At 41.9% G+C, this 23,614-nt stretch carries 21 protein-coding genes; all 21 read right to left on the reverse strand.

What is annotated here, in order from left to right:
• Positions 1-38: 38 nt before the first annotated feature.
• On the reverse strand, positions 39-398 hold the full coding sequence (locus A7589_RS23535) for an ISAs1 family transposase (RefSeq protein WP_286174548.1): 360 nt from the start codon (positions 396-398) through the stop codon (positions 39-41).
• Positions 349-1,155 (reverse strand): ISAs1 family transposase, encoded by an 807-nt coding sequence (locus A7589_RS18255; protein ID WP_353616342.1) that lies wholly within the window; start codon positions 1,153-1,155, stop codon positions 349-351. The genes A7589_RS23535 and A7589_RS18255 overlap by 50 nt, the downstream gene beginning before the upstream one ends.
• A 270-nt stretch (positions 1,156-1,425) precedes the next feature.
• Positions 1,426-1,986, reverse strand: a complete 561-nt coding sequence (locus tag A7589_RS18260) for an acyltransferase (RefSeq protein WP_000009082.1) — start codon at positions 1,984-1,986, stop codon at positions 1,426-1,428.
• A 251-nt stretch (positions 1,987-2,237) separates the two neighbouring features.
• Positions 2,238-3,368 (reverse strand): glycosyltransferase family 4 protein, encoded by a 1,131-nt coding sequence (locus A7589_RS18265; protein ID WP_001137508.1) that lies wholly within the window; start codon positions 3,366-3,368, stop codon positions 2,238-2,240.
• 9 nt (positions 3,369-3,377) lie between these two features.
• Positions 3,378-4,313 (reverse strand): glycosyltransferase, encoded by a 936-nt coding sequence (locus A7589_RS18270; RefSeq protein WP_108188950.1) that lies wholly within the window; start codon positions 4,311-4,313, stop codon positions 3,378-3,380.
• An 88-nt stretch (positions 4,314-4,401) separates the two neighbouring features.
• A complete protein-coding gene (locus A7589_RS18275; RefSeq protein WP_105282781.1) occupies positions 4,402-5,445 on the reverse strand; it encodes an EpsG family protein in 1,044 nt (347 codons plus the stop codon).
• Between the two features lie 73 nt (positions 5,446-5,518).
• Entirely contained in the window at positions 5,519-6,439 is a 921-nt protein-coding gene (locus A7589_RS18280) for a glycosyltransferase family 2 protein (RefSeq protein WP_000572559.1), read from the reverse strand.
• Between the two features lie 108 nt (positions 6,440-6,547).
• A complete protein-coding gene (locus A7589_RS18285; RefSeq protein WP_001028918.1) occupies positions 6,548-7,471 on the reverse strand; it encodes a hypothetical protein in 924 nt (307 codons plus the stop codon).
• Positions 7,468-8,988 carry an oligosaccharide flippase family protein gene (locus A7589_RS18290; RefSeq protein ID WP_105282782.1) on the reverse strand — a complete coding sequence of 507 codons (1,521 nt, stop codon included), beginning with the start codon at positions 8,986-8,988 and terminating at the stop codon, positions 7,468-7,470. The genes A7589_RS18285 and A7589_RS18290 overlap by 4 nt, the downstream gene beginning before the upstream one ends.
• 69 nt (positions 8,989-9,057) lie before the next feature.
• The gene (gene rffA / locus A7589_RS18295; RefSeq protein WP_105282783.1) at positions 9,058-10,191 is read right to left on the reverse strand and encodes a dTDP-4-amino-4,6-dideoxygalactose transaminase; all 1,134 of its coding nucleotides are present in this window, start codon (positions 10,189-10,191) and stop codon (positions 9,058-9,060) included.
• A gap of 9 nt (positions 10,192-10,200) precedes the next feature.
• Positions 10,201-10,743: a dTDP-4-dehydrorhamnose 3,5-epimerase gene (gene rfbC / locus A7589_RS18300; RefSeq protein ID WP_001100713.1), complete on the reverse strand. Its 543-nt coding sequence runs from the start codon at positions 10,741-10,743 to the stop codon at positions 10,201-10,203.
• A 4-nt stretch (positions 10,744-10,747) separates the two neighbouring features.
• On the reverse strand, positions 10,748-11,626 hold the full coding sequence (rfbA, locus tag A7589_RS18305) for a glucose-1-phosphate thymidylyltransferase RfbA (protein ID WP_000857527.1): 879 nt from the start codon (positions 11,624-11,626) through the stop codon (positions 10,748-10,750).
• 58 nt (positions 11,627-11,684) lie between these two features.
• Positions 11,685-12,584, reverse strand: coding sequence for a dTDP-4-dehydrorhamnose reductase (rfbD, locus tag A7589_RS18310; RefSeq protein WP_001023626.1), 900 nt, complete (start codon positions 12,582-12,584; stop codon positions 11,685-11,687).
• Positions 12,584-13,669 carry a dTDP-glucose 4,6-dehydratase gene (gene rfbB / locus A7589_RS18315; RefSeq protein WP_000699454.1) on the reverse strand — a complete coding sequence of 362 codons (1,086 nt, stop codon included), beginning with the start codon at positions 13,667-13,669 and terminating at the stop codon, positions 12,584-12,586. The genes rfbD and rfbB overlap by 1 nt, the downstream gene beginning before the upstream one ends.
• Before the next feature lie 372 nt (positions 13,670-14,041).
• Positions 14,042-14,935 (reverse strand): UTP--glucose-1-phosphate uridylyltransferase GalF, encoded by an 894-nt coding sequence (galF, locus tag A7589_RS18325; protein WP_000183032.1) that lies wholly within the window; start codon positions 14,933-14,935, stop codon positions 14,042-14,044.
• Between the two features lie 174 nt (positions 14,936-15,109).
• On the reverse strand, positions 15,110-16,504 hold the full coding sequence (gene wcaM / locus A7589_RS18330) for a colanic acid biosynthesis protein WcaM (protein WP_105282784.1): 1,395 nt from the start codon (positions 16,502-16,504) through the stop codon (positions 15,110-15,112).
• A gap of 10 nt (positions 16,505-16,514) precedes the next feature.
• Entirely contained in the window at positions 16,515-17,735 is a 1,221-nt protein-coding gene (gene wcaL, locus A7589_RS18335; RefSeq protein ID WP_016158512.1) for a colanic acid biosynthesis glycosyltransferase WcaL, read from the reverse strand.
• On the reverse strand, positions 17,732-19,012 hold the full coding sequence (gene wcaK, locus A7589_RS18340; protein ID WP_105282785.1) for a colanic acid biosynthesis pyruvyl transferase WcaK: 1,281 nt from the start codon (positions 19,010-19,012) through the stop codon (positions 17,732-17,734). Before wcaK ends, wcaL begins: the two co-directional genes overlap by 4 nt.
• A 127-nt stretch (positions 19,013-19,139) precedes the next feature.
• A complete protein-coding gene (gene wzxC, locus A7589_RS18345; RefSeq protein WP_105282786.1) occupies positions 19,140-20,618 on the reverse strand; it encodes a colanic acid undecaprenyl disphosphate flippase WzxC in 1,479 nt (492 codons plus the stop codon).
• A 1-nt stretch (position 20,619) separates the two neighbouring features.
• The gene (gene wcaJ / locus A7589_RS18350) at positions 20,620-22,014 is read right to left on the reverse strand and encodes an undecaprenyl-phosphate glucose phosphotransferase (protein ID WP_105282787.1); all 1,395 of its coding nucleotides are present in this window, start codon (positions 22,012-22,014) and stop codon (positions 20,620-20,622) included.
• Positions 22,015-22,142: 128 nt separating this feature from the next.
• Positions 22,143-23,513 (reverse strand): colanic acid biosynthesis phosphomannomutase CpsG, encoded by a 1,371-nt coding sequence (gene cpsG, locus A7589_RS18355; RefSeq protein ID WP_105282788.1) that lies wholly within the window; start codon positions 23,511-23,513, stop codon positions 22,143-22,145.
• Positions 23,514-23,614: the final 101 nt, after the last annotated feature.

Below are 23,614 nucleotides of genomic sequence, written 5' to 3' on the forward strand. Positions count from 1 at the left end.
TAATGTTATTTATTCAGCATTGTATCACCAGAGCAAGATTACGAAAGCTGGCTCCCCGCAAAGACTGACGCGAGGTAGTCTCTGTCCATAGCTGTTTTTCCCATCTTACGTCTTAACCCAGCCTTGAATACTTTATCTTTCGTCAAAATATTAATGGCGATATGCCTTATCCCTGAAAATAATTCTGCTGCATTTCCCCTTCTTATTTTGCAGTCGTCTTCATTCATTACCACGTCCAGACGCCAGTGCAGCTTATTCTCTACGTGCCAGTGATTTCGAATCGCTGTCGCAAACTTCTCTGCTGTTAAATCAGCAGAACTGATATAATATCTGACCGTCATTTCTGGCTCATTCTTTTGCTCTGCTATTATTGACCGAAAGGAGACTACACTCATCATTTTTCAGTCCTTTCCATTCAAACGTTAAATCAATAAGTTCATCAGGGACATCGCAAACAATATGCAGACGGATTTCCTCTCTGCCTTGACTCTTTTCACTAATTGCGTAACTGTCATCCTCTGGATTATTTAATTCTTTCAGCGGGAATTTTTCCTCAAAGGATTGATTAAACCGCCCCTGATTTCCTTTTACAGCGAATAAATAATCACCTCCCTGTTTTTGTATCTTCTCTGCAATATCTTTCTGGCACCCCATCGCATCAGTTGTGATAACTTTTCCTTTAATATCCAACATGTTAATAAGTTCAGGGATAGCTGTGATCTCATTAGATTTCTCATCCGTCTTGATCTGTCCGATGACGAGACTGTGCATTGTTGAGAACGCACTAATGGCATGAATCGCTCCCTTGCGGCGACTCTTATCATAAGAGTGCCGGAGCGTTTTTCCATCAATTGCAATGACGTCTTTATCATTTGAGGAATGGCAGTCACGCATCCAGTTAATAAAGCATAATAAAGCACTCGTGAAATTTTGCAGGACTGATACAGGATACAATTCTGGCAATGGTATCGTGAACAGGAATACCACTTCCAAATTACCATATTGATTCAAAAAATCGAGATGTGTTTTACCAAAATCCTCTATATCTTCCCGGCCTTCTGCACCAGAAATGACGGCACAAATAGTCAACAGTAGAATATCTGATAATTTATGTTCTACTTTCCAATATTGTCTGTAATCGGGGATAATAGAAATATGTTACATCAATGTTTTAAGTTCCATTTTGTTCTCCTTATTTATGAAAGGAGTATATGATCATATATAAGCTATGAAAAACAGTTTTAGGTAATAAGGAATATTTCAATTATTGAACATAAAATGCAAATTATTTAGTGCAACAAGTGTACGCTTGATGATCTTTCCTGGCTCCCTAGTACATACAAGAAACAGCATTACGTAACTCTTCTCGGAACCAATAACTAAACAGAAAAATCTAAAATATTGTACAGAGCTACTAACTTGCTTTCATTTATTTTCTTTATGAAAGAGTTGTTCAAGCTCCAGCAGATCTTTTTTTCTTTCCTTTATTCTCTTTGCAGGAATCCCGAAATAACACCCCCAAGCTTTTGTAGACTTTGTAACCATTGTCATAGCTCCGATTGAGCATCCTTCTTCAATTGTTACGCCGGGAAAAATTAATGAATTTGTACCAACAATCACATGTTTGCCAATTACAACTTGCTTAATTATTTCTTTTTTATATTTTTTAGGAATCGTTGGGTTGGTCAGAGTACGTCCAGTATAATCATCAGATTGAGAAAAGACATGGCAACCATATGCCAGTCCAGAGAAGTCATCAAATGTAATGCCTTCTATTCCCCCTGCAACATTACAGTATGCGGCAATATGAACATTATTTCCTATAGATATTTTTCCAGACAACAGACAAAAATCATCTATTCGAGAATTATCCCCAATCTCAATTTTTTCAGGGTTATAAATTGATGCTTTTTCACTTATTTTGACATTTTTTCCAAGTTTTTTAAAACCTATTTTTCTGAGTTCTGAATCTGATAAGAATGACATTTTTATCCTCTTTTATATTAAAATCATAATAAAAATATTTTTTAGTCTCAACTACTGAGTTGAATTTCCACTGCGAGTTCAAAAAACCATGATATCATAAAAATTTCACTTTAACCCAAAGCACATCTTTTTAAGCTATAGATACACATGACATGAGGTAAATTTTTTAAGCAAAAAATTTAACATATATCCAACAGTTCAAGGATACATTTCTATCTATTGGATTTTTTAAATAAAACTTTCAACACACTTTAAGACATATATTTTGTTAATGTATCATGGTATATTTTTATTATTTTCCTTTCATCAAAATTTTTAATGATATAGTCCCGCCCTTTTTTGCCCATAGTTTCTCTTTCTTGTGGAGTGAGCTCAATAAGTTTACGCATTACATTAGCTAACCCAATATAATCACGTACATTGCAAAGGTATCCCGTTTCACCATCGACTACAACGTCCTTGCAACCTACATTGTTTGTGGTAATTATTGGCTTACACATTGATGAAGCTTCCATCAACACACGAGGTACCCCCTCTCTATAGAATGAAGGCAAAACAATACAATCTGCGCTAATTATGTGCGGTCTAACATCACTTTCAACACCTAAATACTCGATAATACCTTTAATTTGCCAATTTTCAATTTCCTGTCTTGTAATCGCTCCGGGGTTTTGACTATCGCAAGCACCCAGCAGCTGGAATCTAATGCCAGGAAACTCAGACTTCAGAATATTAGCAGCATCAATATATACACCAATTCCCTTTTCCCATAGCATCCGAGCTATAAGAAGAAATGTAATATTATCATTATATTTAGTCTTGCACGAAACCTGGCTGGGGGTGAAATAACTAGTATCAACGCCTTCACTTGCCAGAATAAATGATTTACTCTCATTGATTATTCTTTTTCTCAGAAATACATTTCTATCATCCTCATTCAGAAACCAAACCTCTTTTGCAAAGCGAAAAGAAAAAGCATACAATTGAGTTATGAATTTAGTCAGAAGTGTTTCTTTATTAAATACAAACCCTAATCCTGTAGTTACCGCTATAGATTTACAATTCGTAATACCAGCAGCTATAGATCCATAGATATTTAGTTTAATTGTGTAATGAAAAATAAAATGAGGTTTTATTTTCTTATATATTTTTATTAGCTTTAATAATAGCATTAAATCTTTAAGTGGGTTTTTCCCTTGCGAGGAAACAGAAATTGATTCAAATTTACACCCTAAATCGACAATCTTTTTCAAATGGTCATCTTCTGGAGCAACGATGGTAACATCATATCCTTTTTCAATTAAACTTTTTATTAATCCTTTTCGGAAATTGTATATCGACCAGAGTGTATTTGCGACAAGCAAAATTTTTTTACGAGGCATCTTTTATCCTTACTTAAACCATCCAATAATAAACAAAACTTTAAAAAGCACATCATCAATGAACTTAACTCTTTTTACATACCCGGAAAAAACATACCTCAATCTTTTCACCAAGCTTGCTTGAGACGCTACAAAACCATGACTTATTTCATATGCGGCTTCTTTATGATTCTTTAAACAATATATGGAGACTAAATCCATCTGAAGAGATAGAAGATGCCTCCCATTTGGCTTATATTTTTTGAACTGTTTTAATCTATTACATAAAATGTTCTTAAAACCAGACTTTATACCTACAACGTTATTATCATGCTGCCTATAACTTAGGTAGCTATTATAATCATATATTAGATGACCAAATGTTCTTGCCAGTATTAAAAAAAACCAATCATGCATAACAATACGATTGGCTATATTGGCTTCATTTATATCCAAGTATAATTTACGTAAAGATTGGTTAAAGACAAAAGTACAGCCTGGCGCACAATTTTCAATCAAAATATTGTTTAAAGAAAAATTACTCTGAGAATTATAACGACCGATATGATTTAATTGTTTGTCAACATAGTTATATGAGGAGCAATACCCTATTGCTATATCCTGCTTATATTTCATAATATTAGTTGTAGCTGCAATCAATTTAAGAGGTTCCCATACATCATCCTGATCGCAAAAAGCGTAATAGTCATAATCTCCAACATTCTCAACCAACCACAAAAAACTAGCTATGACGCCAACGTTATCCCCCTCATACAAAAATATAGAATTATTTTTTGATATATACTCTTTAATAATTTCACATGTTGAATCAACTGAACCATCATCTCTTATATGAATATGTAAATCGAAATCTCTATAGCATTTTATTATTGAGTCCAATTGTTCTTTAATATATTTCTCCCCATTATAACTCGATAATAAAACAGCCATGCTTTTTAATTTCATTTTTTTCCACATTATTAACACTGATTTTGATTTGTATCCATCAATGATGCCAAACAATAGCCATAATCACATATGGCATATTCTTAGCTTACAATGTCGAATACTCATTTAAAATCTCAAGATGATATATATTAATATAAAACATAATAAAACATATTCCTATAACCACTAATTTTGCAAACTTTTTTTGTCTAAAAAGAAGGGGCAAGGATGGAATTAGAATGATTTCACTAATAGCAAAAAGCTCACTAACGCGCAAAGCGAATACTGGCATAGAAGATAATATAATGAAAGCAAGCGGAGATAATGAATAAATTTTGATAAAAAGCACCTTATCATGAGATAAGATATTTTTCCTGGAAAAAACAAAAGATAATATAACTATAAGTAAATGCAATATTTGCATTACAGAGAAAATATTGACAGGAACAAAGTCAGCACCTTGGGCTTGGCTAATATAATCACTAAATTTATATTGTACATAAGAAACAGGGATATATCTTAATAAGGTTATGAAATTGACACCTAAATAATAACAACAATATGCCCCAATTAAAGTTAAGAAATAAATAAAGATATACCTTCGGCTAACTACATTAGTATCAAATGCAAGAACAATAAAAAATAACAATGCAGTGATATGAAATGTCGATGCGAGGACAATCAACATCACAAAACTCATGATATTTTTGTTTTTTGCATATTGTAATACTGAATATAGTACTATAGCACCTGCAACTCCAGCTCGAATCTGAGTCATATCTTGCAGTAAAAATGTATTTGAGTAATACACAAGTACAGATAGCAGTAAAAATGGTGAAGATTTTTTTATTATACTATATTTTAGAGAGATAGATATCAGCGCAAAAATAATAAAAACAAAATAATATCCATCAAGAATATTAACAGCAATAAAACTTATTAGTTTAAATGATAATTCTATTGGATAGAATAAGTTATTTGCTGACTCAAAAATTAGCGTAATATAGTTTGTATAATCCCTATCGACAAACTCACTACGGAATGCACACATTAAAAACAAAAAGATCATTATTGCTTTTAACAAATATTTCTTGTTCGGGAGAAAAGATAGAATAGAAATGCATATAAATATCGAGAGGTATAAAAACATTACAATCTCATTTCATGATTAGATTAAATGGCCATTATAAATTAATGTTTAGTTTACATTGCCAATACATTTATCAAGAATTAGAGAAGTAACCTTTTCCCATTTTACCTACAACACCATCTTTTATTGCAGTCAATAACAGTTTGATTTTTTTTAACTTTGAAGATGAATTAAGTGTGTGGACAACTATAAATAATGGCAAGCGGATAAATAAATATATACGATGATTAAATGAAAGTTTATCTTTAAGAATCAAATAAATTGAATTCCTTACTATAAAATAATGCCTAAAATCACTATGCATTATCACATTTTTACCCAATACTCGTTTTGCTTCATTTCCAATGTTGTGCATCATGACAATATCAGGCACAACATAAGATCGTAATCCCATTTTCTTCGCCCGTTCGCACCATTCAATGTCAACGAAATCTATAAACAACTCCTCATCCATGAATCCGATTTTTTGCAGTACCTCCATTCTAATCAAACTCCCTGAAGAAATTAGAAAATCTGTTTCTAACGGATGAACACCATGACATACCGTGGTTTTATAAAATGGACTAATATGAATTGCACCTGTTATTTTTCCAGTTTTCTCATCCTTAAATGCTGGACCTAAAGCAGCAACTTGTTTTCCACTATTTAAAAGATCACGCTCATTAATTAGCAATTTTTTAACCATTCCTTCTGAAACGATACTGTCTTGATCCAAAAATAAAATATGAGATGCTTTCGATTTTTCGGCATAATGAATTCCAATGTTCTGAGCTTTTGCAATGCCTAGATTGTTGTTCAGTCGATAATGTTCAATTTTTTCTCCGTACGGCTCAAACTCGGAATCAGGTATTGTTAAATTAGACTCGTCTGTGTTGTCGATAAGAACAACCTTGTCAACTTGCATAATTATACTTTTCAGCAATCCATGTATGCGTGCAATTTCAGGTTTGAAAAGGACCACGACTGCAATAATACATTTATTTTGTTCTATCATGTTTTACCTGTCTTATTTGCATACTACTAATAAAATACAATATTAACTCTTTTAAATGTTATTTTTCTAAAAACAGTCAATTGTTATAAAATGAATAATTTTTACCCACTACTTAGTAGTTCCATTTTTACCAAAAAAAAATTCAATTTCTTGTAAACAATCAATCACCCTATCTATTGATTTGTTATGCTCATCTATTATATGTCTATAAACTCTATCTTTGGTCTCTTCTGCCCATTTAGCTTGCTCATCAGTAAAACCATATGATATCCCATAACGATCTCTTTCATCAGGATACCAATCATTAACAGTTTGTCCATCTGTCGGTACTACATAAGATGGACAACCACACAGAACAGAAAATATAGAATATGCTGTATAATCATCATATGAAATAAATTTCTGTGAGCGTCTAAAAATATCAGCTATTTCTTGATGAGTTAATCCGTCAATTTTTATTGCTTTAGGAGGATGGATGCTTTTTTTATAAAACCCCTTCCGTATAAGATAACAACACTCTATATCCCTTTCTTGATTTACCTTTTCATTGTATATTTGAATTGGATAGTAAATTACCTTTAGTTCATTTGATGCTGTATAAGATCCATCATTATCAAAGTCATGAATCGCTGAGTTAAATTTAAAATATAGTTCATTTTTTCCATAATCAATGACATTAGTATGATGACCAGGTTGATGTAATAACCATCTTACGACATTATTTATTTTTAAAGGATTACCATTGATTATTTCCGGATAAATTACCACGGAATCTGAAGGAATATTTTTTAATTTGTGCCAAACAGGAGTATTCCAATCATCATTAGTTTTAAATTTGAACTTATTACAAAGTTCCCATTTTAATTTTGACAGATATTTTCTAATTGTTTTTTTACCATAATGAAATGGATCCAATTTAACTAAATATGCACTATGGACACTATATTTATTTATGATATGGCATAGTCTATGTAGGACTACAGAGCCACCACTATTTTCATCATATGAGCTTGCATAAATATATATATTCATTTGTTTACAATCTTTAATATTACTTGTGAATTTTTTTTATCCATCAACTTGCAGTAAATAATAGCCAAAACAAGCCCTGTTAAACCAACCCCAAATAATTGAATGAATAAAAGCCATTTTGCAGCATGATTATACGGGAAAGCTGTTGAAACTTTGAAATATATGATTTCAATCAGAAATAAAGGAATGATATATATATATATGATCCGCAATCCTTTGACGAAAAATTTTGCAAAATTATACCCCCCCCATAAAACAAATAAGAACATAGAACTAATACCGAAGAAAATAGATGTCCCTTGACCTAAATATTGTTTTGCCAAAAAGATATTTGCCGGAATTACGAAAAGACTAAATAACGCATACACTACTGTGTGCTTTCTTAACTCACCAAAACTATATAATAATAAAAACACAAAATTAGAGTATATTGAAAATACCCCACCTATAAATAACCATGGTAAATACTTCGCAGCTTTAATTGATAATATTTCATCACCGCTCCATATAAATAAAACATCCTTGCTATAAAAAAATAAAAATACACTTAGAGGTATTGTTAATATACATATAAACCTTAATGCATTACTAAATAATTTCGAATATTCTTTTAGCTTATTTTGATGATAATATCTTGTTAATCTAGGTTGTAAATACTGATTCAACGGATCACTCAATATAGCTAACACACTTATGATAGATACTGCGACACTATAAATACCATATTCTGTTAATGTGCTGTATTTTGTTAGTGCTAATTTGTCTGACTGGTTAACTAAAACCCATAAAATGGAAAGCGTTGATAATTGTAATGCGAAAACTATTAATTTTTTAACAGAGGCATCATCAGATTTTATGCCATCCTCTTCGAGAGGACATAAGAATAATACTTTCCTCCTTATTTTCTCACTATATAACACCATAGAAACACAGCCAATAGCTGATGAAATAAGTTGCATAGAAAAATAAAACTTAATCCCTTCATCTAGATATTTCATTAAAAATATAGTCAATGGCTGAGATAGTGTGATGGTAAATAGATTAATAGTTGTCAATATGATTTGTGATTCATTTGAAAGTAATATGCTACGGAATGGTCCTTGCATATAGCGTAATGCGAACACCCAAAACATCGCTGTTGTGCAAAAGATAACAACATCTTCATCAAGCTTTGTATTTAACCATGAAGTACTATATTGATCACTTACCCACCAACCACAGGTAACTAATAACAATGATACCACTATAAAAAATATAACTATTTTCTTATACAGAATATTAAATTTTTTATATGTTTCTTGATTTTTCCTTGATACTATTGCTTCTCTTGTTATTACTCCCCCTAACCCCGCATCTAGAATACTAAGGCAAGCTTGAAGCACTGCAAAAAAACCTATCAGACCATACGCCTCTAACCCAATTTCTCCAATTAATATTGGGATTAAAAAAATCGTCACTAATGCCGTATATATTCTTACACTATATATGTAAATTAAAAGCTTAAATTCTCTATTCATACACCATTTTCATAGTATAAAATTTCCCCAGCAATATAACGTGGTGGTTATAATACCACCACAGTATTTTCATGCATATTTTTTAAAGAAATCAGCTATTTTTTCAGAAATATAGTTAACTTGTTTGCACTCCAGTTCATAATACATTGGCAGCCTTAACAGACAATCAGCGAATTTATCACTATTTTGCAAACTGATTTTTTTATTTTGCCTTAAATAATACTCACTTTTGTTCAACGATAAGTAATGAAAAACGGAATGTATTCCACTCTCCTTTAAATAAGAAATAAGTTCTGAGCGTTTTTTAAGGTCACTGCATATAATATAAAACATATGAGCATTATTGGTAGCATACTCAGGTATTGTCGGTAGTTTTATATATCCAGAGTTGGCCAACTCTTTTAGATTATTATAATACTCTTTCCACAATTCCTTTCTCTTATTTTGTATAACATCTACACTTTCCAATTGCGCATAAAGATAAGCAGCTATTATATCAGATGGGAGAAACGAAGAGCCTATATCAACCCATCCATATTTATTGACTTCCCCTCTAAAAAAAGATGCTCTATTCGTGCCTTTTTCTCTAATAATTTCTGCCCGATGAAAATATTCATCGTTATTTAAAACAATTAGTCCTCCTTCTCCTGAAATTATATTTTTAGTTTCATGAAAGGAAAAGGTTCCAAACGTACCAATGCTACCCAATGGTCTATCTTTATAATAAGAATCAATCGCTTGCGCTGCATCTTCGATGATATGAATTTTATATTCTTTCGAAAGCTCTAAAAATCTATCCATATCGCATGCTACACCGGCATAGTGTACAACAATTATTGCTTTCGTTTTATTTGTAATGAGATTGCTTACAGATTCCGGATCCATATTTGGATTATCATCATAACTATCAGCAAAAATTATTTTTGCACCTCTGAGAGCAAAAGCATTGACAGTTGAAACAAAGGTATAAGCAGGAGCTATAACTTCATCGCCAGGTTTTATATCTAAAAGGATAGCAGCCATCTCTAGGGCATCTGTACAAGAAGTGGTCAACAAAGCTTTCTTAAATCCGTATTTCCTTTCAAAAAACTCATGACACTTTTTGGTGAAAATCCCATCACCTGATATTTTGCCATTAGACACTGCTTCCGCAATATATGTCAATTCATTTCCCTGAAGATAAGGCTTATTAAATGGTATCATATGTATCCCTTACTTTTTAAAAAAACATCTTTCAGCATTTTTATCTTTATCTGACAGGATAAGCTCATTTGCTTTCATCGGCCAGTCAATGTTCAATACTGGATCATCCCATCTGATACAACCTTCAGCACTTGGCATATAATAATTAGTAGTTTTATATAAAAACTCAGCCTCATCACTCACTACTACAAAACCATGTGCAAAACCTTCAGGTATCCATAATTGTTTTTTATTTTGAGCAGAAAGAAATACACCGACCCACTTACAGTATGTACTTGACTCAGGTCGTATATCTACAGCAACATCATAAACTTCACCTTTAACACATCGGACTAATTTTGCTTGAGAATATGGTTTTATTTGAAAATGTAGCCCTCTTAAAACACCTTTAACTGATCTCGAGTGATTATCTTGTACGAAATTAATTTTCCGCCCTACAGCTTCTTCAAATACTTTCTGGTTAAAACTCTCAAAAAAGAAACCGCGTTCATCACCAAATACTTTTGGTTCAAAAATTAGCACATCAGGAATTTCAGTTTCAATTACGTTCATTTTATTAATAACCTTTAATCATTTTTAGCAGATATTGACCATAAGCATTTTTCTTTAGCGGCTCGGCCAATATCTTCACCTGCTCTGCATCAATAAATCCTTTACGATAAGCAATCTCTTCCGGGCAAGAAACTTTCAACCCTTGACGCTCTTCAATTGTTGCAATGAAGTTACTTGCTTCAATAAGGCTTTGATGAGTTCCTGTATCCAGCCATGCATAACCACGCCCCATCATAGCGACAGACAAACGTCCTTGTTCCATATAAATACGGTTAATATCGGTAATTTCCAGTTCACCACGCGCAGAAGGCTTAAGGTTTTTCGCCATTTCCACAACATCATTGTCATAGAAATAAAGCCCAGTAACCGCATAGTTACTTTTTGGTTCCAGAGGTTTTTCTTCCAGACTAATTGCCGTACCGTTATTATCAAACTCCACAACACCATAACGTTCAGGATCATTAACGTGATAAGCAAATACCGTTGCACCGCTTTCTTTGTTAACAGCCGCTTCCATTAATTTCGGCAAGTCGTGTCCATAGAAAATATTATCACCGAGAACCAGAGCACAATCATCACCACCGATAAACTCTTCACCTATGATAAATGCCTGCGCAAGACCATCTGGACTCGGTTGCACTTTGTACTGAAGATTCAGGCCCCACTGGCTACCATCACCCAGTAATTGCTGAAAACGGGGAGTATCCTGTGGCGTACTGATAATCAGAATATCGCGAATACCCGCTAACATCAGTGTAGAGAGCGGGTAATAGATCATCGGTTTATCATAAATAGGTAACAGCTGTTTACTTACTGCCATCGTTACAGGATAAAGACGAGTACCAGACCCACCCGCCAAAATAATACCTTTACGCGTTTTCATTTCACCATTCCTTTTAATTCATCCCGCTCTGGCATCATGAGCGAGATGCAAAAATTTGTTAAATTGCCGTAGTCGTAAATAATTCGTTGAGCATACGTTTCACGCCCACCTGCCAGTCAGGTAAGACAAGCGCAAAGTTCTGCTGAAACTTTTCTGTATTGAGGCGAGAGTTATGGGGTCGACGGGCTGGTGTGGGATAGGCCGTTGTTGGCACGGCGTTGAGTTTGTTAAGAGCAAGGTTGATCCCCGCTTTGCGCGCTTCTTCAAATACCAGAGCGGCATAATCGTGCCAGGTTGTTGTGCCACCAGCAACCAGATGGTACAAACCAGCAACTTCGGGTTTGTTTACTGCCACACGAATGGCATGAGCAGTGCAATCAGCCAGCAATTCAGCACCTGTTGGTGCGCCGAATTGATCGTTTATTACAGCCAACTCTTCGCGTTCTTTTGCCAGACGTAACATTGTTTTGGCAAAGTTATTTCCTTTACCAGCGTATACCCAGCTGGTACGGAAAATAAGATGCTTTGCGCAATGTTCTTGTAACGCTTTTTCCCCAGCTAGCTTGGTTTCACCGTAGACATTTAGCGGTGCTGTTGCATCCGTTTCCAGCCATGGCGTGTCACCGCTGCCTGGGAAAACATAATCAGTGGAGTAGTGTATAACCCAGGCTCCGACTTCATTAGCTGCTTTTGCAATCGCTTCGACGCTTGTCGCGTTAAGTAATTGTGCGAAATCCGATTCTGATTCCGCTTTGTCTACTGCAGTGTGAGCAGCCGCATTAACAATAACATCAGGGCGAATTTTTTTGACAGTTTCAGCCACACCTTCGGGGTTGCTGAAATCGCCACAATAATCAGTGGAGTGAACATCAAGAGCAATCAGATTACCTAGCGGTGCCAGAGCACGTTGCAGTTCCCAACCCACCTGCCCTGTTTTGCCAAAAAGCAGGATATTCATTACTGACGGCCCTCATAGTTTTGTTCAATCCACGACTGATAAGCACCGCTTTTCACATTCTCAACCCAATTTGTATTAGCCAGATACCATTCCACCGTTTTACGAATACCGCTCTCAAACGTTTCTTGCGGTTTCCAGCCCAATTCGCGGCTAATTTTATCGGCATCAATTGCATAACGGCGATCATGCCCTGGGCGATCGGCAACATAAGTAATTTGCTCACGATAAGATTTCTCTTTCGGTACAATCTCATCCAACAAATCACAAATAGTGAACACTACGTCGATATTTTTCTTTTCGTTGTGTCCGCCAATGTTATAAGTTTCGCCCGCTTTACCTTCGGTTACGACGGTATATAACGCACGAGCATGATCCTCTACATACAACCAGTCGCGAATTTGATCCCCTTTACCATAAATAGGTAATGGCTTACCTTCCAGAGCATTCAGAATAACCAATGGGATTAATTTTTCCGGGAAGTGATAAGGACCATAATTGTTAGAGCAATTAGTCACAATGGTCGGTAAACCATAAGTCCGCTTCCATGCGCGTACCAAATGATCGCTGGACGCTTTAGAAGCAGAATATGGGCTACTTGGCGCGTAAGCTGTCGTTTCCGTAAATAGCGGTAACGCTTCGTTATTATTTACTTCATCCGGATGGGGTAAATCGCCATACACTTCATCAGTAGAAATATGATGAAAGCGGAAACCTTTTTTCTTTTCATCATTCAGAGCAGACCAGTAATTGCGCGCCGCTTCTAATAGAACATAAGTACCCACAATATTGGTTTCAATAAATGCTGCAGGGCCAGTTATTGAACGGTCAACATGGCTCTCTGCCGCCAGGTGCATCACCGCGTCTGGCTGGTGCTGTGCGAAAATACGCGCCATAGCTACGGCATCGCAGATATCTGCATGCTCAAATGAATAACGTTCAGAATCAGAAACTTCAGCGAGTGATTCCAGGTTTCCGGCGTAAGTCAATTTATCGACATTAACAACACTGTCCTGCGTATTATTTATAATGTGACGAACTACAGCAGAGCCAATAAACCCTGCGCCACCAGTTACAAGTATCTTCACTTTTTTATTCCATATAGCTATAGAGCATGCTGTGAAATAGACTGCTCCAGAATTGATTAATAGAGGCATTAGTGCACGCTACCGCCCCTGGCTTAACAGCTACCAGAGCACTGCGTGCATGACTACGATGTGACGAGCGTTACTCACTCGCGCAAAATCCGAAAAATTCAAACGCTAATTGTCTTACCAAACAGCCATAGAAACAAGGAAAATCCTGGAAAAGTTTGACGCGACCCCGTTTGCTAACTCATTGTTATTATTGAAATTCACAAAAAAACAACGGCAGGAAAATTCAATGCGCAAAACTTATGCTATGAATCTTCACTGCCGTTTTTAATTTCTTACTGACCGACACTTCCTGTCAGATTTTCGTTATTCGCTTAACAACTTCTCAATGCCTTTGCGGAACTTCGCCCCTTCTTTCAGGTTGCGCAGCCCATATTTTACAAACGCCTGCATATAGCCCATTTTCTTACCACAGTCGTAACTGTCACCAGTCATCAGCATTGCGTCAACGGACTGTTTTTTCGCCAGTTCAGCAATGGCATCTGTTAGCTGAATTCGCCCCCATGCACCAGGCTGAGTGCGCTCCAGTTCAGGCCAAATATCGGCAGAAAGCACATAACGGCCTACGGCCATAATGTCTGAATCCAGCGTCTGCGGCTGATCGGGTTTTTCGATAAATTCAACAATGCGGCTGACTTTACCTTCGCGATCCAGCGGCTCTTTAGTCTGGATGACGGAGTATTCAGAGAGGTCTCCCGGCATACGTTTTGCCAATACCTGACTGCGACCAGTTTCATTGAAGCGCGCAATCATTGCTGCAAGGTTGTAACGCAACGGATCGGCGCTGGCATCATCAATAACGACATCGGGCAGCACGACGACAAATGGATTATCACCAATAGCCGGTCGGGCACACAAAATAGAGTGGCCTAAACCTAATGGTTCACCCTGACGCACGTTCATAATGGTCACGCCCGGTGGGCAGATGGACTGTACTTCTGCCAGCAGCTGTCGCTTCACGCGCAGCTCAAGGAGGGATTCTAATTCATAAGAGGTGTCGAAGTGGTTTTCGACTGCGTTTTTGGACGCATGAGTTACCAGGAGGATTTCTTTGATTCCTGCAGCCACAATCTCGTCAACAATGTACTGAATCATTGGCTTATCGACGATGGGTAGCATCTCTTTAGGAATCGCCTTAGTTGCAGGCAACATATGCATCCCAAGACCCGCTACAGGAATAACTGCTTTTAAATTCGTCATTATTTCATCCACCTGTAAAATGGTTGCTGAATTATAGCTTGTTCGATTTTTTTCGCCAGCATCAATTACCCTGAATTGATTACTGATTTCCTTCCGATGTTACGCCGCTTTGTCCAGGATTGCAGTAGCATTATTCTTAAGTATGGTGCCATTTTTCCAGGAATGGTCGCAAATCTATCGTTCCCGTTTCGGTAGCCTGAAGTTTATCTTTTCCACATTAACGACATGGTGATTAATCCTGCCGATATCGACCGAGCTTTGTCCTGTTTCATTTACCGCATGAACATTTACCAGTGACAGTAGCGTTTCGTTCTTTGCCATAAATGTCCCACGGACATCCTTACGCAAGTCGAAGTTCATGGTCAATGCCGGGCCAACCGAAGATTCTTGCATTACCTTGATATTACGCATAAAAAGGTGCTGCGGCTTGTTGTGTAGCTCCAGAGAAGCACGTTTCATCGCAATATTGGTCAGCGCAACAAAGGAGATAGCATTCCCTGCGGAGATTTGGATTCCACGCAATTTCCAGGCAAGATCCGTATTATCAAGATGAATATTATTCAGTCTGAAGTTTTGCGGTATTGAGAGATACTTGCCTTTAATGACGCCGTAGCCGATTAACATCCCGGCACTATTAACCATATCTATATTGTCAATAACAAAGTTATCACATCCATATATCGCTACAGTGGCGTTATCAATACCGGCTTTCTTGCTGAAATCAGGCGTAATATTACGCGCTTTGATATTACGGATAATGAAATGTTTGCCATTTTCAACATGGATCAGCTGTCGACAATCCGATCCTGTAATATTCGCCACGACAAAGTTTTTCACCGCCTGGTCTTCCGGATAGTTATTATCGTAGGTACTTCCCGCAAGGCCTATGCCGATACCCCAGTTGATTTTGCCATTAGTACAGTTTATGCGTTCTATTACGTGGTCGGAAATTAAAATATCGCGGTCGTTGATTGCCACGTTCCATTCGATGGCGTCGCCCTGTAAGTCGCTGAACTTACAATTGGTGATGTTGGCACCGATAATCTGGTTATGAAATCCCTGACGTAAGATAGCGTAATTAGCGTGGCTAACGGTCAGGTTATCGATGGTCAGGTTGCGCATGATCCGTTTGTTTTTGCCGCCGATATAAATCTGCGTTACCGGACCAAAGCCGCTCATCGCCAGCCCTTTGATGGTGCAGTCAGAGCCACGCACATCCAGGGTGATGTTATGCATACTGCCGCCCTTCACCCCTGTCACCTGGCTGCCGTCCTGTAAGACAAATCGCCCTCTGCCGTTGCCGCGCAAACTACCGAGGATGTGTAACGTTTTGCCGGGAGGGATGAAGATGCCGGTGTTAATGTTGTCGCAAACAAATCCGGCGGGCACGACGACCGTTTGCCCTTCGCTAAAGGCTTGTTTAAATGAGGCGATCCAGTCGTGCGGATTGTAGTCGTTGATGTTAACGCTTTGTCGGGCGGGAAGTGCACGGGCGAAAGGGGTATGGAGGAAAGCAAGCGCGGAGCTTGCCGTCAGGAAGGTGCGTCGGGAGATTGTTTTAAATGACATGCGTTCTCCTCTATAAAGCTTGCAGCAAGCTGGCGAGTTCTCGGTTAATCACCTGCTGGTTAAAATCGTGTTCGACTTTTTCGCGCGCACGTTTGACGACCGGAGCCAGTTCGTCTGTATCCAGTTGGCTAAACGCCGCCAGCCGTTGCGCCAGTGCATAGGCGTCATTTTCCGGCACCAGCCAGCCAGATTTATCTGCCTCCACCAGTTCTGGTATTCCGCTATGCAAAGTGGAAACGACCGGAATGCCGACCGCCATCGCTTCCATCAACGCCACAGGTATCCCTTCCATATCGCCATCCGCGCCCGTTACCGATGGCAACAGGAAGACATCCGCGTCGTCGAGCATCGCTTTCACTTCATGGCTCGGTTTAAAGCCCGGCATCTCTACCACATCTTCCAGTTGATACTGTTCGATGAGCGTGCGTAAGCGCCGCTCCCACGGACCAATGCCGAGGATGCGATAGCGAAATGCCACGCCCTGCTCTTTGAGCTGACGGCAAGATTCGATCGCCACATGCAGGCCCTTTTTCTCAGTTAAACGTGCAACGGAAATAATCTCCAGCGGTGTTCCAGGCGCTTTAACCGGACGAGGGCTAAAGCGCGTCATGTCCACGCCCATGCGCGATACAGCGATTTTTTCCGTCGGGCAGCCCATCTTTTGTAATCTCCCCGCCCATAGATCGCTTATTGGCAACATCAGGTCGCCACGGCGAAACAGTTGTTGATATTCGGGAGTGTAATGATTGAGCACTTCCCGACTGGAGATATCAATGCCGTGGAAGATTGTGGCGATTTTGCCGCGAATCACCCCCAGTTCACGCAATTTTGCAGCGGTTACTCCTGCTGGACCAAAATGAGCGATGAACACATCGGCACGAAACGGTGTTGCGACCTGGCCGCAAATGGCAGACAAAATCAGGTTCCGCGATTCGGCACCATAGAGTTTGAGGTTGAGCGCCTGCCAGGTATTTTTACGATGAATGCCGCGTAAGGTCTGGCTTGCGCGGTGACGCAGCTTCGCCACTTTGCCCCGTGGTTCGTCCTGTAACCAGCGAGTTCTGGCAGCAAGGTTGTACTTCGTCCATGCCGCATGGGTGTTTTGTGTGTCGCCTTTTTGCAGCGCGACAATCTCCACCTCAAATCCCATATCAATAAACGCAGTGATTTGATTGAGGACGAAGGTTTCTGACGACAGCGGAAATTTCAGTAAAAAGAAGCCGACCTTCATTTCGCCTCCCCGATGCGCTCAAGCACAGCCTGCACCATCCGCATTCCCGTCTGACGTTCGCGACTGACAGCTTCGCTAAGTCGTGCATTCAGCGCCGGAAGCTGGCCTAAGGTATCCGCAACCATCGCTTGCAGGCTGCCGTCTAATAAATGACGGATATCAATTGCCATCTCCGACAGCCCCAGTTGTTGCATAATCCCGGCGGATTTATGTTCGTAGTTGATGGCAATTGCCGGAGTGGCAAAGTTCATGGAGATAATGGCGGAGTGCAGCCGCGTACCAACGGTAAGTTCACAGGCACCAAGAATTTTGCCCATTTCCAGATCGTTAAGTTCATCCATCACCACGTGGTAACGGGCAGGATCGCTGATGTACTGACGCAGGTTGAGCGCCACCATGCGGTCGTCTTTGTTATAGCTGTCGATGCCCGTACAAGTGGAGAGCGCAATCACCTGATAGCCTTCGTCGAGAATGCGATTGACCACCCCGGCAAAAGCTTTTTCATACGCTTGTTGAGTGGTGCCAAGGCGTTTGTCGAACGGTGCCAGTTCGCGCAGAGTAATTGCCACGGTTTTGCGTTGTGCGGCAACATTCAACCAGTGTTGAACGGCATAGCTGGCGGTGAAATCTTCGGTGTGATGATCGACCAGCCAGGCGGTATCGACGCCATGTTCGATTTTTGCGGTGGTGATATTGCTGCGTTTCATCAGATCAAGGCTGACCGATTCGCGCAGGATCAGCGCGTCGCAGTGACCGAAAACGTAGTTCGCCAGTTGGTTGAATTGCTCATCCTGGAACGGGCCAACGCTGTGACCAATCATAAACAGCGGCTTTTTCGCCATAAACGTGCATAGCGCGTGTTCAAACTGCGGCACGCCGTAGAGATCGACAAAAAACGATCCGCCGACCTGGATAATGGCATCGTAACCTGACAGCAGGCGCACGAAGTCGGTGAATCCCTGGGCGATGGCGATATTGCGCAGCTTGCCAGTGTCGGTGACGCGTGAGAGCAATACCTGGTGTTGATAGCGGCGACGGAGAACTTTTTTAACGCGCCCGACAACGCCCGCCGCGCTGTTGTGCTGTTTCATTTGCAGGAATAGCGGATCGCCCATCACCGGGCGATTAAGCAGCCAGGAAGAACTGACCGGATAGCGACTCATGACGTCCACTTCGGCTTGTGGATTGAGGATGTTGATGGCATCAAGTAAGCCGCGCAGGATGGCGCTGTCGCCGCGATTGCCGCAAGTATGGTTGCCAAGAATAAGTAATTTCATTTTTTCCTCATAAATTTGATGCCAGGTGAGGTTGTATTTGTTGTTTTCATTGCTGTTTTTTGCCTGATGCGACGCTGACGCGTCTTATCAGACCTACAAAACCCGAGCCGGAACCGAAAACAACACTTCACCCTGCCCGTAGAAGCATTTTCATTTTTTCGCTGCGACAAAACTGGCGTTTCACTTCCACCACCAGCGGATGGCGCGACAGCACAATCATCACCACAAACGCCAGCGCGCCTGCGGTAATTTGCACCGCCAGCAGCATCCCCAGCGCCAGTTGCCCTTTCAGCAGCACGCCCAGCGCATAACTAACCACCAGCGTCGGCAGCGAGAGATAAAACGGTAGCCACAAGCTCAGGATGTACTGGCGATAACTGGAACCGAGCACCGGTTTAATCATCACGAAGTAGCTCAGAATGGTGTTGATAATCTGCACCAGCAGGAAGCCGAGCGTGACGCCGATCGCGCCCGCCATCTGCCCACCGATAACAATCGCCGGAATAAACAGAAATGTTTTGAATACGTTGAATTTAAAACTGATATCAACCCGCGCTTTCGCCATCAGCAGCGAACCAATCGGGTTACCCACCGAGCGCAGCAGCCCCACAATACACAGCAATTGCAGCACCGGAATAATGCTGTTCCACTTCTCGCCAAAGACCAGTGGCACAAAATTATTTGATACCACCATCAGCCCCAGCAACGCCGGGAAGTTGATAATCCCCACCACCGACAGCAGCTTGTAGAAGTTCACGCGCAGTTTTTCGGTGTCGTCCTGAATTTTGGCAAACGCCGGAAACAGCACGCGGGTGATGATCGGGTTCAGCTTCATCGGCGGCACAACGGCCACGTTGTACGCCAGGTTGTATCCCCCCGCCACGCCCGCGCCGAGAATACGCGCCAGCACCAGCGTTGAAAGGTTGGTGTTGAGATAGTTGATGATGCTGTCCGCCGTCAGCCAGGCACCAAAGCGTAAGTTCGGCGCAACAGACGCCAGCGAGAAATGCAGACCGGGGCGATAAATTTTGCGACCAAAGTAGCCAAACAGCAGCGTTCTCACCGCACTATTGACCAGATAACCGAGGATCGCAGTCATCGCCAGCGGCCAGAAATGGGCGCTAACCACCGTAAAAGTAAAGCCCGCCAGCACCGCGCTGGTTTCGATCATGCCGATTTTGTTGAACTCCAGCTCCTTCTGCATCAACGCACGAAATTGTTGCCCGTGGGGGATCACCACAAATGCCAGCGACAATGTTTTAATCAACGGTGCCAGGTCCGGGTTATTCAGCACGTCGCCGATGAGATCACTCAACAAAAACACCGCCACGCACACCACGATCCCCAGCCCGACGTTCAGCCAGTACAACGTGGTGAGTTGAAGGTGGCTGATTTCTTTTCGCTGAATAATCGAGTTAGCGATACCGAAGTCAGAAAGCGTATCTGCCAGCGCGATAATCACCAGCGACACGGTAAGCAGGCCGAACTGGTGGTTGTCGATAATCCGCGCCAGCACGGTCATCTGCACCAGTCCGAGGCCGATGATGATCACCGTGGCAATCGCCGACCACTTCGCGCCGCTGATGGTTTTTTCACGTAAGCTCATATCAATATGCCGCTTTGTTAACGAAACCTTTGAATACCGTCAGGAAAACGATTTTGATATCGAACCAGACGCTCCATTCGCGGATGTACTCAAGGTCGAACTCGACGCGTTTTTCCATTTTCTCCAGTGTATCGGTTTCGCCGCGCCAGCCGTTAATCTGCGCCCAACCAGTAATGCCCGGTTTCACTTTATGGCGCAGCATGTAGCCTTCAATGAGCTGTCGATACTGTTCGTTATGCGCCACCGCGTGCGGACGTGGACCGACAATCGACATCCCCCCGGTCAGCACATTGATAAATTGCGGCAGTTCATCCAGCGAGGTGCGGCGCAGAAAGTTCCCCACTTTGGTGACGCGCGGATCGTTCTGCGTCGCCTGGGTCACCACTTTGTCGTTCTCCATCACTTTCATCGAACGGAACTTCCACACTTTGATCGGTTTGCCATCCATGCCGTAGCGAGTCTGGCGGAAAATAACCGGCCCCGGTGAACTGAGTTTCACCGCCAGCGCAATGCAGCACAGCACCGGGGAGATCAGCAGCAGGATCAGCGTTGCCAGCACAATATCTTCCGCACGTTTAATCAGGCGGTTAATCCCGGAAAGCGGCGTGTCATACAGCGGCACCACCGGCACACCGTTCATATCTTCAATGCGCGAATGGAGAATGTTGAAGGTAAAGACGTCGGGGATCAGCAGCACCGAACAGGTGGTGTCCGCCAGTTGATGAACCAGTTTTTTCACTCGCGCGCCGTCGCACATCTGCATCGCGATATAGACGTTATGGATTTTGCCCGCTTTCGCATCCTCGACCAGCTGTTGCAGGTTACCCGCCCAGTCGTTAGACACTCCGCCCGGTTTCGGGTCATGGTATACGCCCACCACTTCAAACCCTAACCACGGTTGATTACGGAAGCTCTCCATCAGCATTTGCCCGGCAGCTAAATCCCCCGCCACGGCAACCATACGCTTGTTATAGCCATGATTACGCAGCCAGCCCGCACCAATACGAATGCACGAACGGCAAACCACCAGTCCGATACTGGTCAGCCCATACCACGCCAGCCAGATTGTCAGTTGCGTGTCGAAATCATTGTTAAACGCCACCAGTCCGGCGCTGAAAATCATGCTTAACGTCCAGTTCTGTAGCAACAGGGCAAATTCTGTCGCTGCCCGAACACCGCGCCATGAGCGATAAAAATCGGTGATGCCGCCCAGCATCTGGAATACCACCAGCGTAATCAGCGCCACCAACAGGTGCATGTAGAAGAATGACAGTCCGCTCACTTCGCAAACCAGCCATAGTCCGGCAAACATGATGGTGATATCTGAAAAGCGTTGCACCATAGAGATTAACGATGCATTGGTTTTCGCTCGCTCGCGCTTTTTTAGATTTGTCATCGTTGTTCCTGTTCTATTGTCGCCTCACCCCGGCCCTCTCCCCAAAGGGGCGAGGGGGAGAAGAAAGTTCCGTGCTCTCTTCTCTCCGCAGGCAGTAGAGCGTCAGAGTGAGGGGGAAAGTAATGACATTACTCGTTCAGCAACGTCAGCAAAGTTCGCGTTCGCGCTTCCATCAGCGGCACATCACCGCGTGATTCCACATTCAACCGCACCACCGGTTCGGTGTTGGAGGAGCGCAGGTTAAAGCGCCAGTCGGCAAAGGTCATGCTGATGCCGTCAGTGCGATCCACCGCCAGCGCCTCGCGGCTAAAGTGCTGTTCGACGCGGTTAATCGCCTCAACGGGCTGCGCCAGCTTGCTGTTGATCTCACCGCTTGCCGGGAACGCCACCATCCGGTCGCGCACCAGTTCGCCCAGCGTTTTCTCTTTCAGGCACACCAGTTCGGCTACCAGCAGCCACGGGATCATGCCGCTGTCACAGTAGGCGAAATCACGGAAGTAATGATGCGCGCTCATTTCGCCGCCGTAGATGGCGTCTTCCTTGCGCATACGTTCTTTAATAAAGGCGTGTCCGGTTTTCGACATCACCGGCGTACCGCCTGCGGCAGTCACCACATCGATGGTGTTCCAGGAAAGACGCGGATCGTGAATGATCTTCGCGCCGGGATTTTTTTCGAGGAACGCTTCTGCCAGCAGGCCGACGATGTAGTAGCCCTCGATAAACTGCCCTTTTTCGTCAAACAGAAAACAGCGGTCAAAATCGCCATCAAAAGCAATGCCCATATCCGCGCCGTGTTTGATGACTGCATTACGGGTGTCGTCGCGGCATTCCGGCAGTAGTGGGTTAGGAATACCGTTGGGGAAATTGCCGTCCGGCGTGTTGTGCACTTTGATTAATTCCACAGGCGCACCGAGGGCTTTAAAGCGGGCTTCAATAGCGTCCACCACCGGCCCCGCCGCGCCGTTCCCGGAGTTGATCACCAGTTTGAGCGGCGTGAGGTTTTTGACATTGATATAACCGAACAGGTGATCAACGTAAGCGTCACGCAGATTGATTTGCTGATAGCGACCGCGTGTTGTTTCATCGACAGGCGGGAAGTCGTTGGCTTCTGCCAGACGCTGGACGTCGCGCAGTCCGGTATCGCCGCTGATCGGGCGAGCCCCTTCGCGCACCAGCTTCATGCCGTTGTCATCCATCGGATTATGGCTGGCAGTGACTTCAATGCCGCCATCAACACCGAGATGGAACGTGGCAAAATAGATCTCTTCGGTGCCGGACATGCCGATATCCAGCACATCGACGCCCGCATCCTGTAAACCTTTTGCCAGCGCCAGTTTTAAGGTTTCGCTGGTGAGACGGACATCACCGCCTAAAACAATGGTTTTCGGTTTAAGGAATTCGCCATAGGCGCGACCAATGCGCCAGGCAATATCTTCATTCAGTTCTTCGCCTAATTTTCCGCGAATATCATAGGCTTTAAAGCAGGTTAATTTTTTCATGTCGTTACCCTTTTTCAGGCAATAGTTGACCCTGACCGAAGCGGCCAATTTTGTTTTTGTCGTTATTTACCGGAGAATTAATCCGGTTGATTATTCAACTG

The organism is Escherichia sp. MOD1-EC6475, assembly GCF_003046645.1.
Taxonomy (GTDB): domain Bacteria; phylum Pseudomonadota; class Gammaproteobacteria; order Enterobacterales; family Enterobacteriaceae; genus Escherichia; species Escherichia ruysiae.

Bases quoted from the DNA above. Each gene is read 5' to 3' on its own strand.
- A7589_RS23535 (WP_286174548.1), bottom strand. From the start codon at position 398: ATGATGAGTGTAGTCTCCTTTCGGTCAATAATAGCAGAGCAAAAGAAT.
- A7589_RS18260 (WP_000009082.1), bottom strand. From the start codon at position 1,986: ATGTCATTCTTATCAGATTCAGAACTCAGAAAAATAGGTTTTAAAAAA.
- A7589_RS18265 (WP_001137508.1), bottom strand. From the start codon at position 3,368: ATGCCTCGTAAAAAAATTTTGCTTGTCGCAAATACACTCTGGTCGATA.
- A7589_RS18270 (WP_108188950.1), bottom strand. From the start codon at position 4,313: ATGAAATTAAAAAGCATGGCTGTTTTATTATCGAGTTATAATGGGGAG.
- A7589_RS18275 (WP_105282781.1), bottom strand. From the start codon at position 5,445: ATGTTTTTATACCTCTCGATATTTATATGCATTTCTATTCTATCTTTT.
- A7589_RS18280 (WP_000572559.1), bottom strand. From the start codon at position 6,439: ATGATAGAACAAAATAAATGTATTATTGCAGTCGTGGTCCTTTTCAAA.
- A7589_RS18285 (WP_001028918.1), bottom strand. From the start codon at position 7,471: ATGAATATATATATTTATGCAAGCTCATATGATGAAAATAGTGGTGGC.
- A7589_RS18290 (WP_105282782.1), bottom strand. From the start codon at position 8,988: ATGAATAGAGAATTTAAGCTTTTAATTTACATATATAGTGTAAGAATA.
- rffA (WP_105282783.1), bottom strand. From the start codon at position 10,191: ATGATACCATTTAATAAGCCTTATCTTCAGGGAAATGAATTGACATAT.
- rfbC (WP_001100713.1), bottom strand. From the start codon at position 10,743: ATGAACGTAATTGAAACTGAAATTCCTGATGTGCTAATTTTTGAACCA.
- rfbA (WP_000857527.1), bottom strand. From the start codon at position 11,626: ATGAAAACGCGTAAAGGTATTATTTTGGCGGGTGGGTCTGGTACTCGT.
- rfbD (WP_001023626.1), bottom strand. From the start codon at position 12,584: ATGAATATCCTGCTTTTTGGCAAAACAGGGCAGGTGGGTTGGGAACTG.
- galF (WP_000183032.1), bottom strand. From the start codon at position 14,935: ATGACGAATTTAAAAGCAGTTATTCCTGTAGCGGGTCTTGGGATGCAT.
- wcaM (WP_105282784.1), bottom strand. From the start codon at position 16,504: ATGTCATTTAAAACAATCTCCCGACGCACCTTCCTGACGGCAAGCTCC.
- wcaL (WP_016158512.1), bottom strand. From the start codon at position 17,735: ATGAAGGTCGGCTTCTTTTTACTGAAATTTCCGCTGTCGTCAGAAACC.
- wcaK (WP_105282785.1), bottom strand. From the start codon at position 19,012: ATGAAATTACTTATTCTTGGCAACCATACTTGCGGCAATCGCGGCGAC.
- wzxC (WP_105282786.1), bottom strand. From the start codon at position 20,618: ATGAGCTTACGTGAAAAAACCATCAGCGGCGCGAAGTGGTCGGCGATT.
- wcaJ (WP_105282787.1), bottom strand. From the start codon at position 22,014: ATGACAAATCTAAAAAAGCGCGAGCGAGCGAAAACCAATGCATCGTTA.
- cpsG (WP_105282788.1), bottom strand. From the start codon at position 23,513: ATGAAAAAATTAACCTGCTTTAAAGCCTATGATATTCGCGGAAAATTA.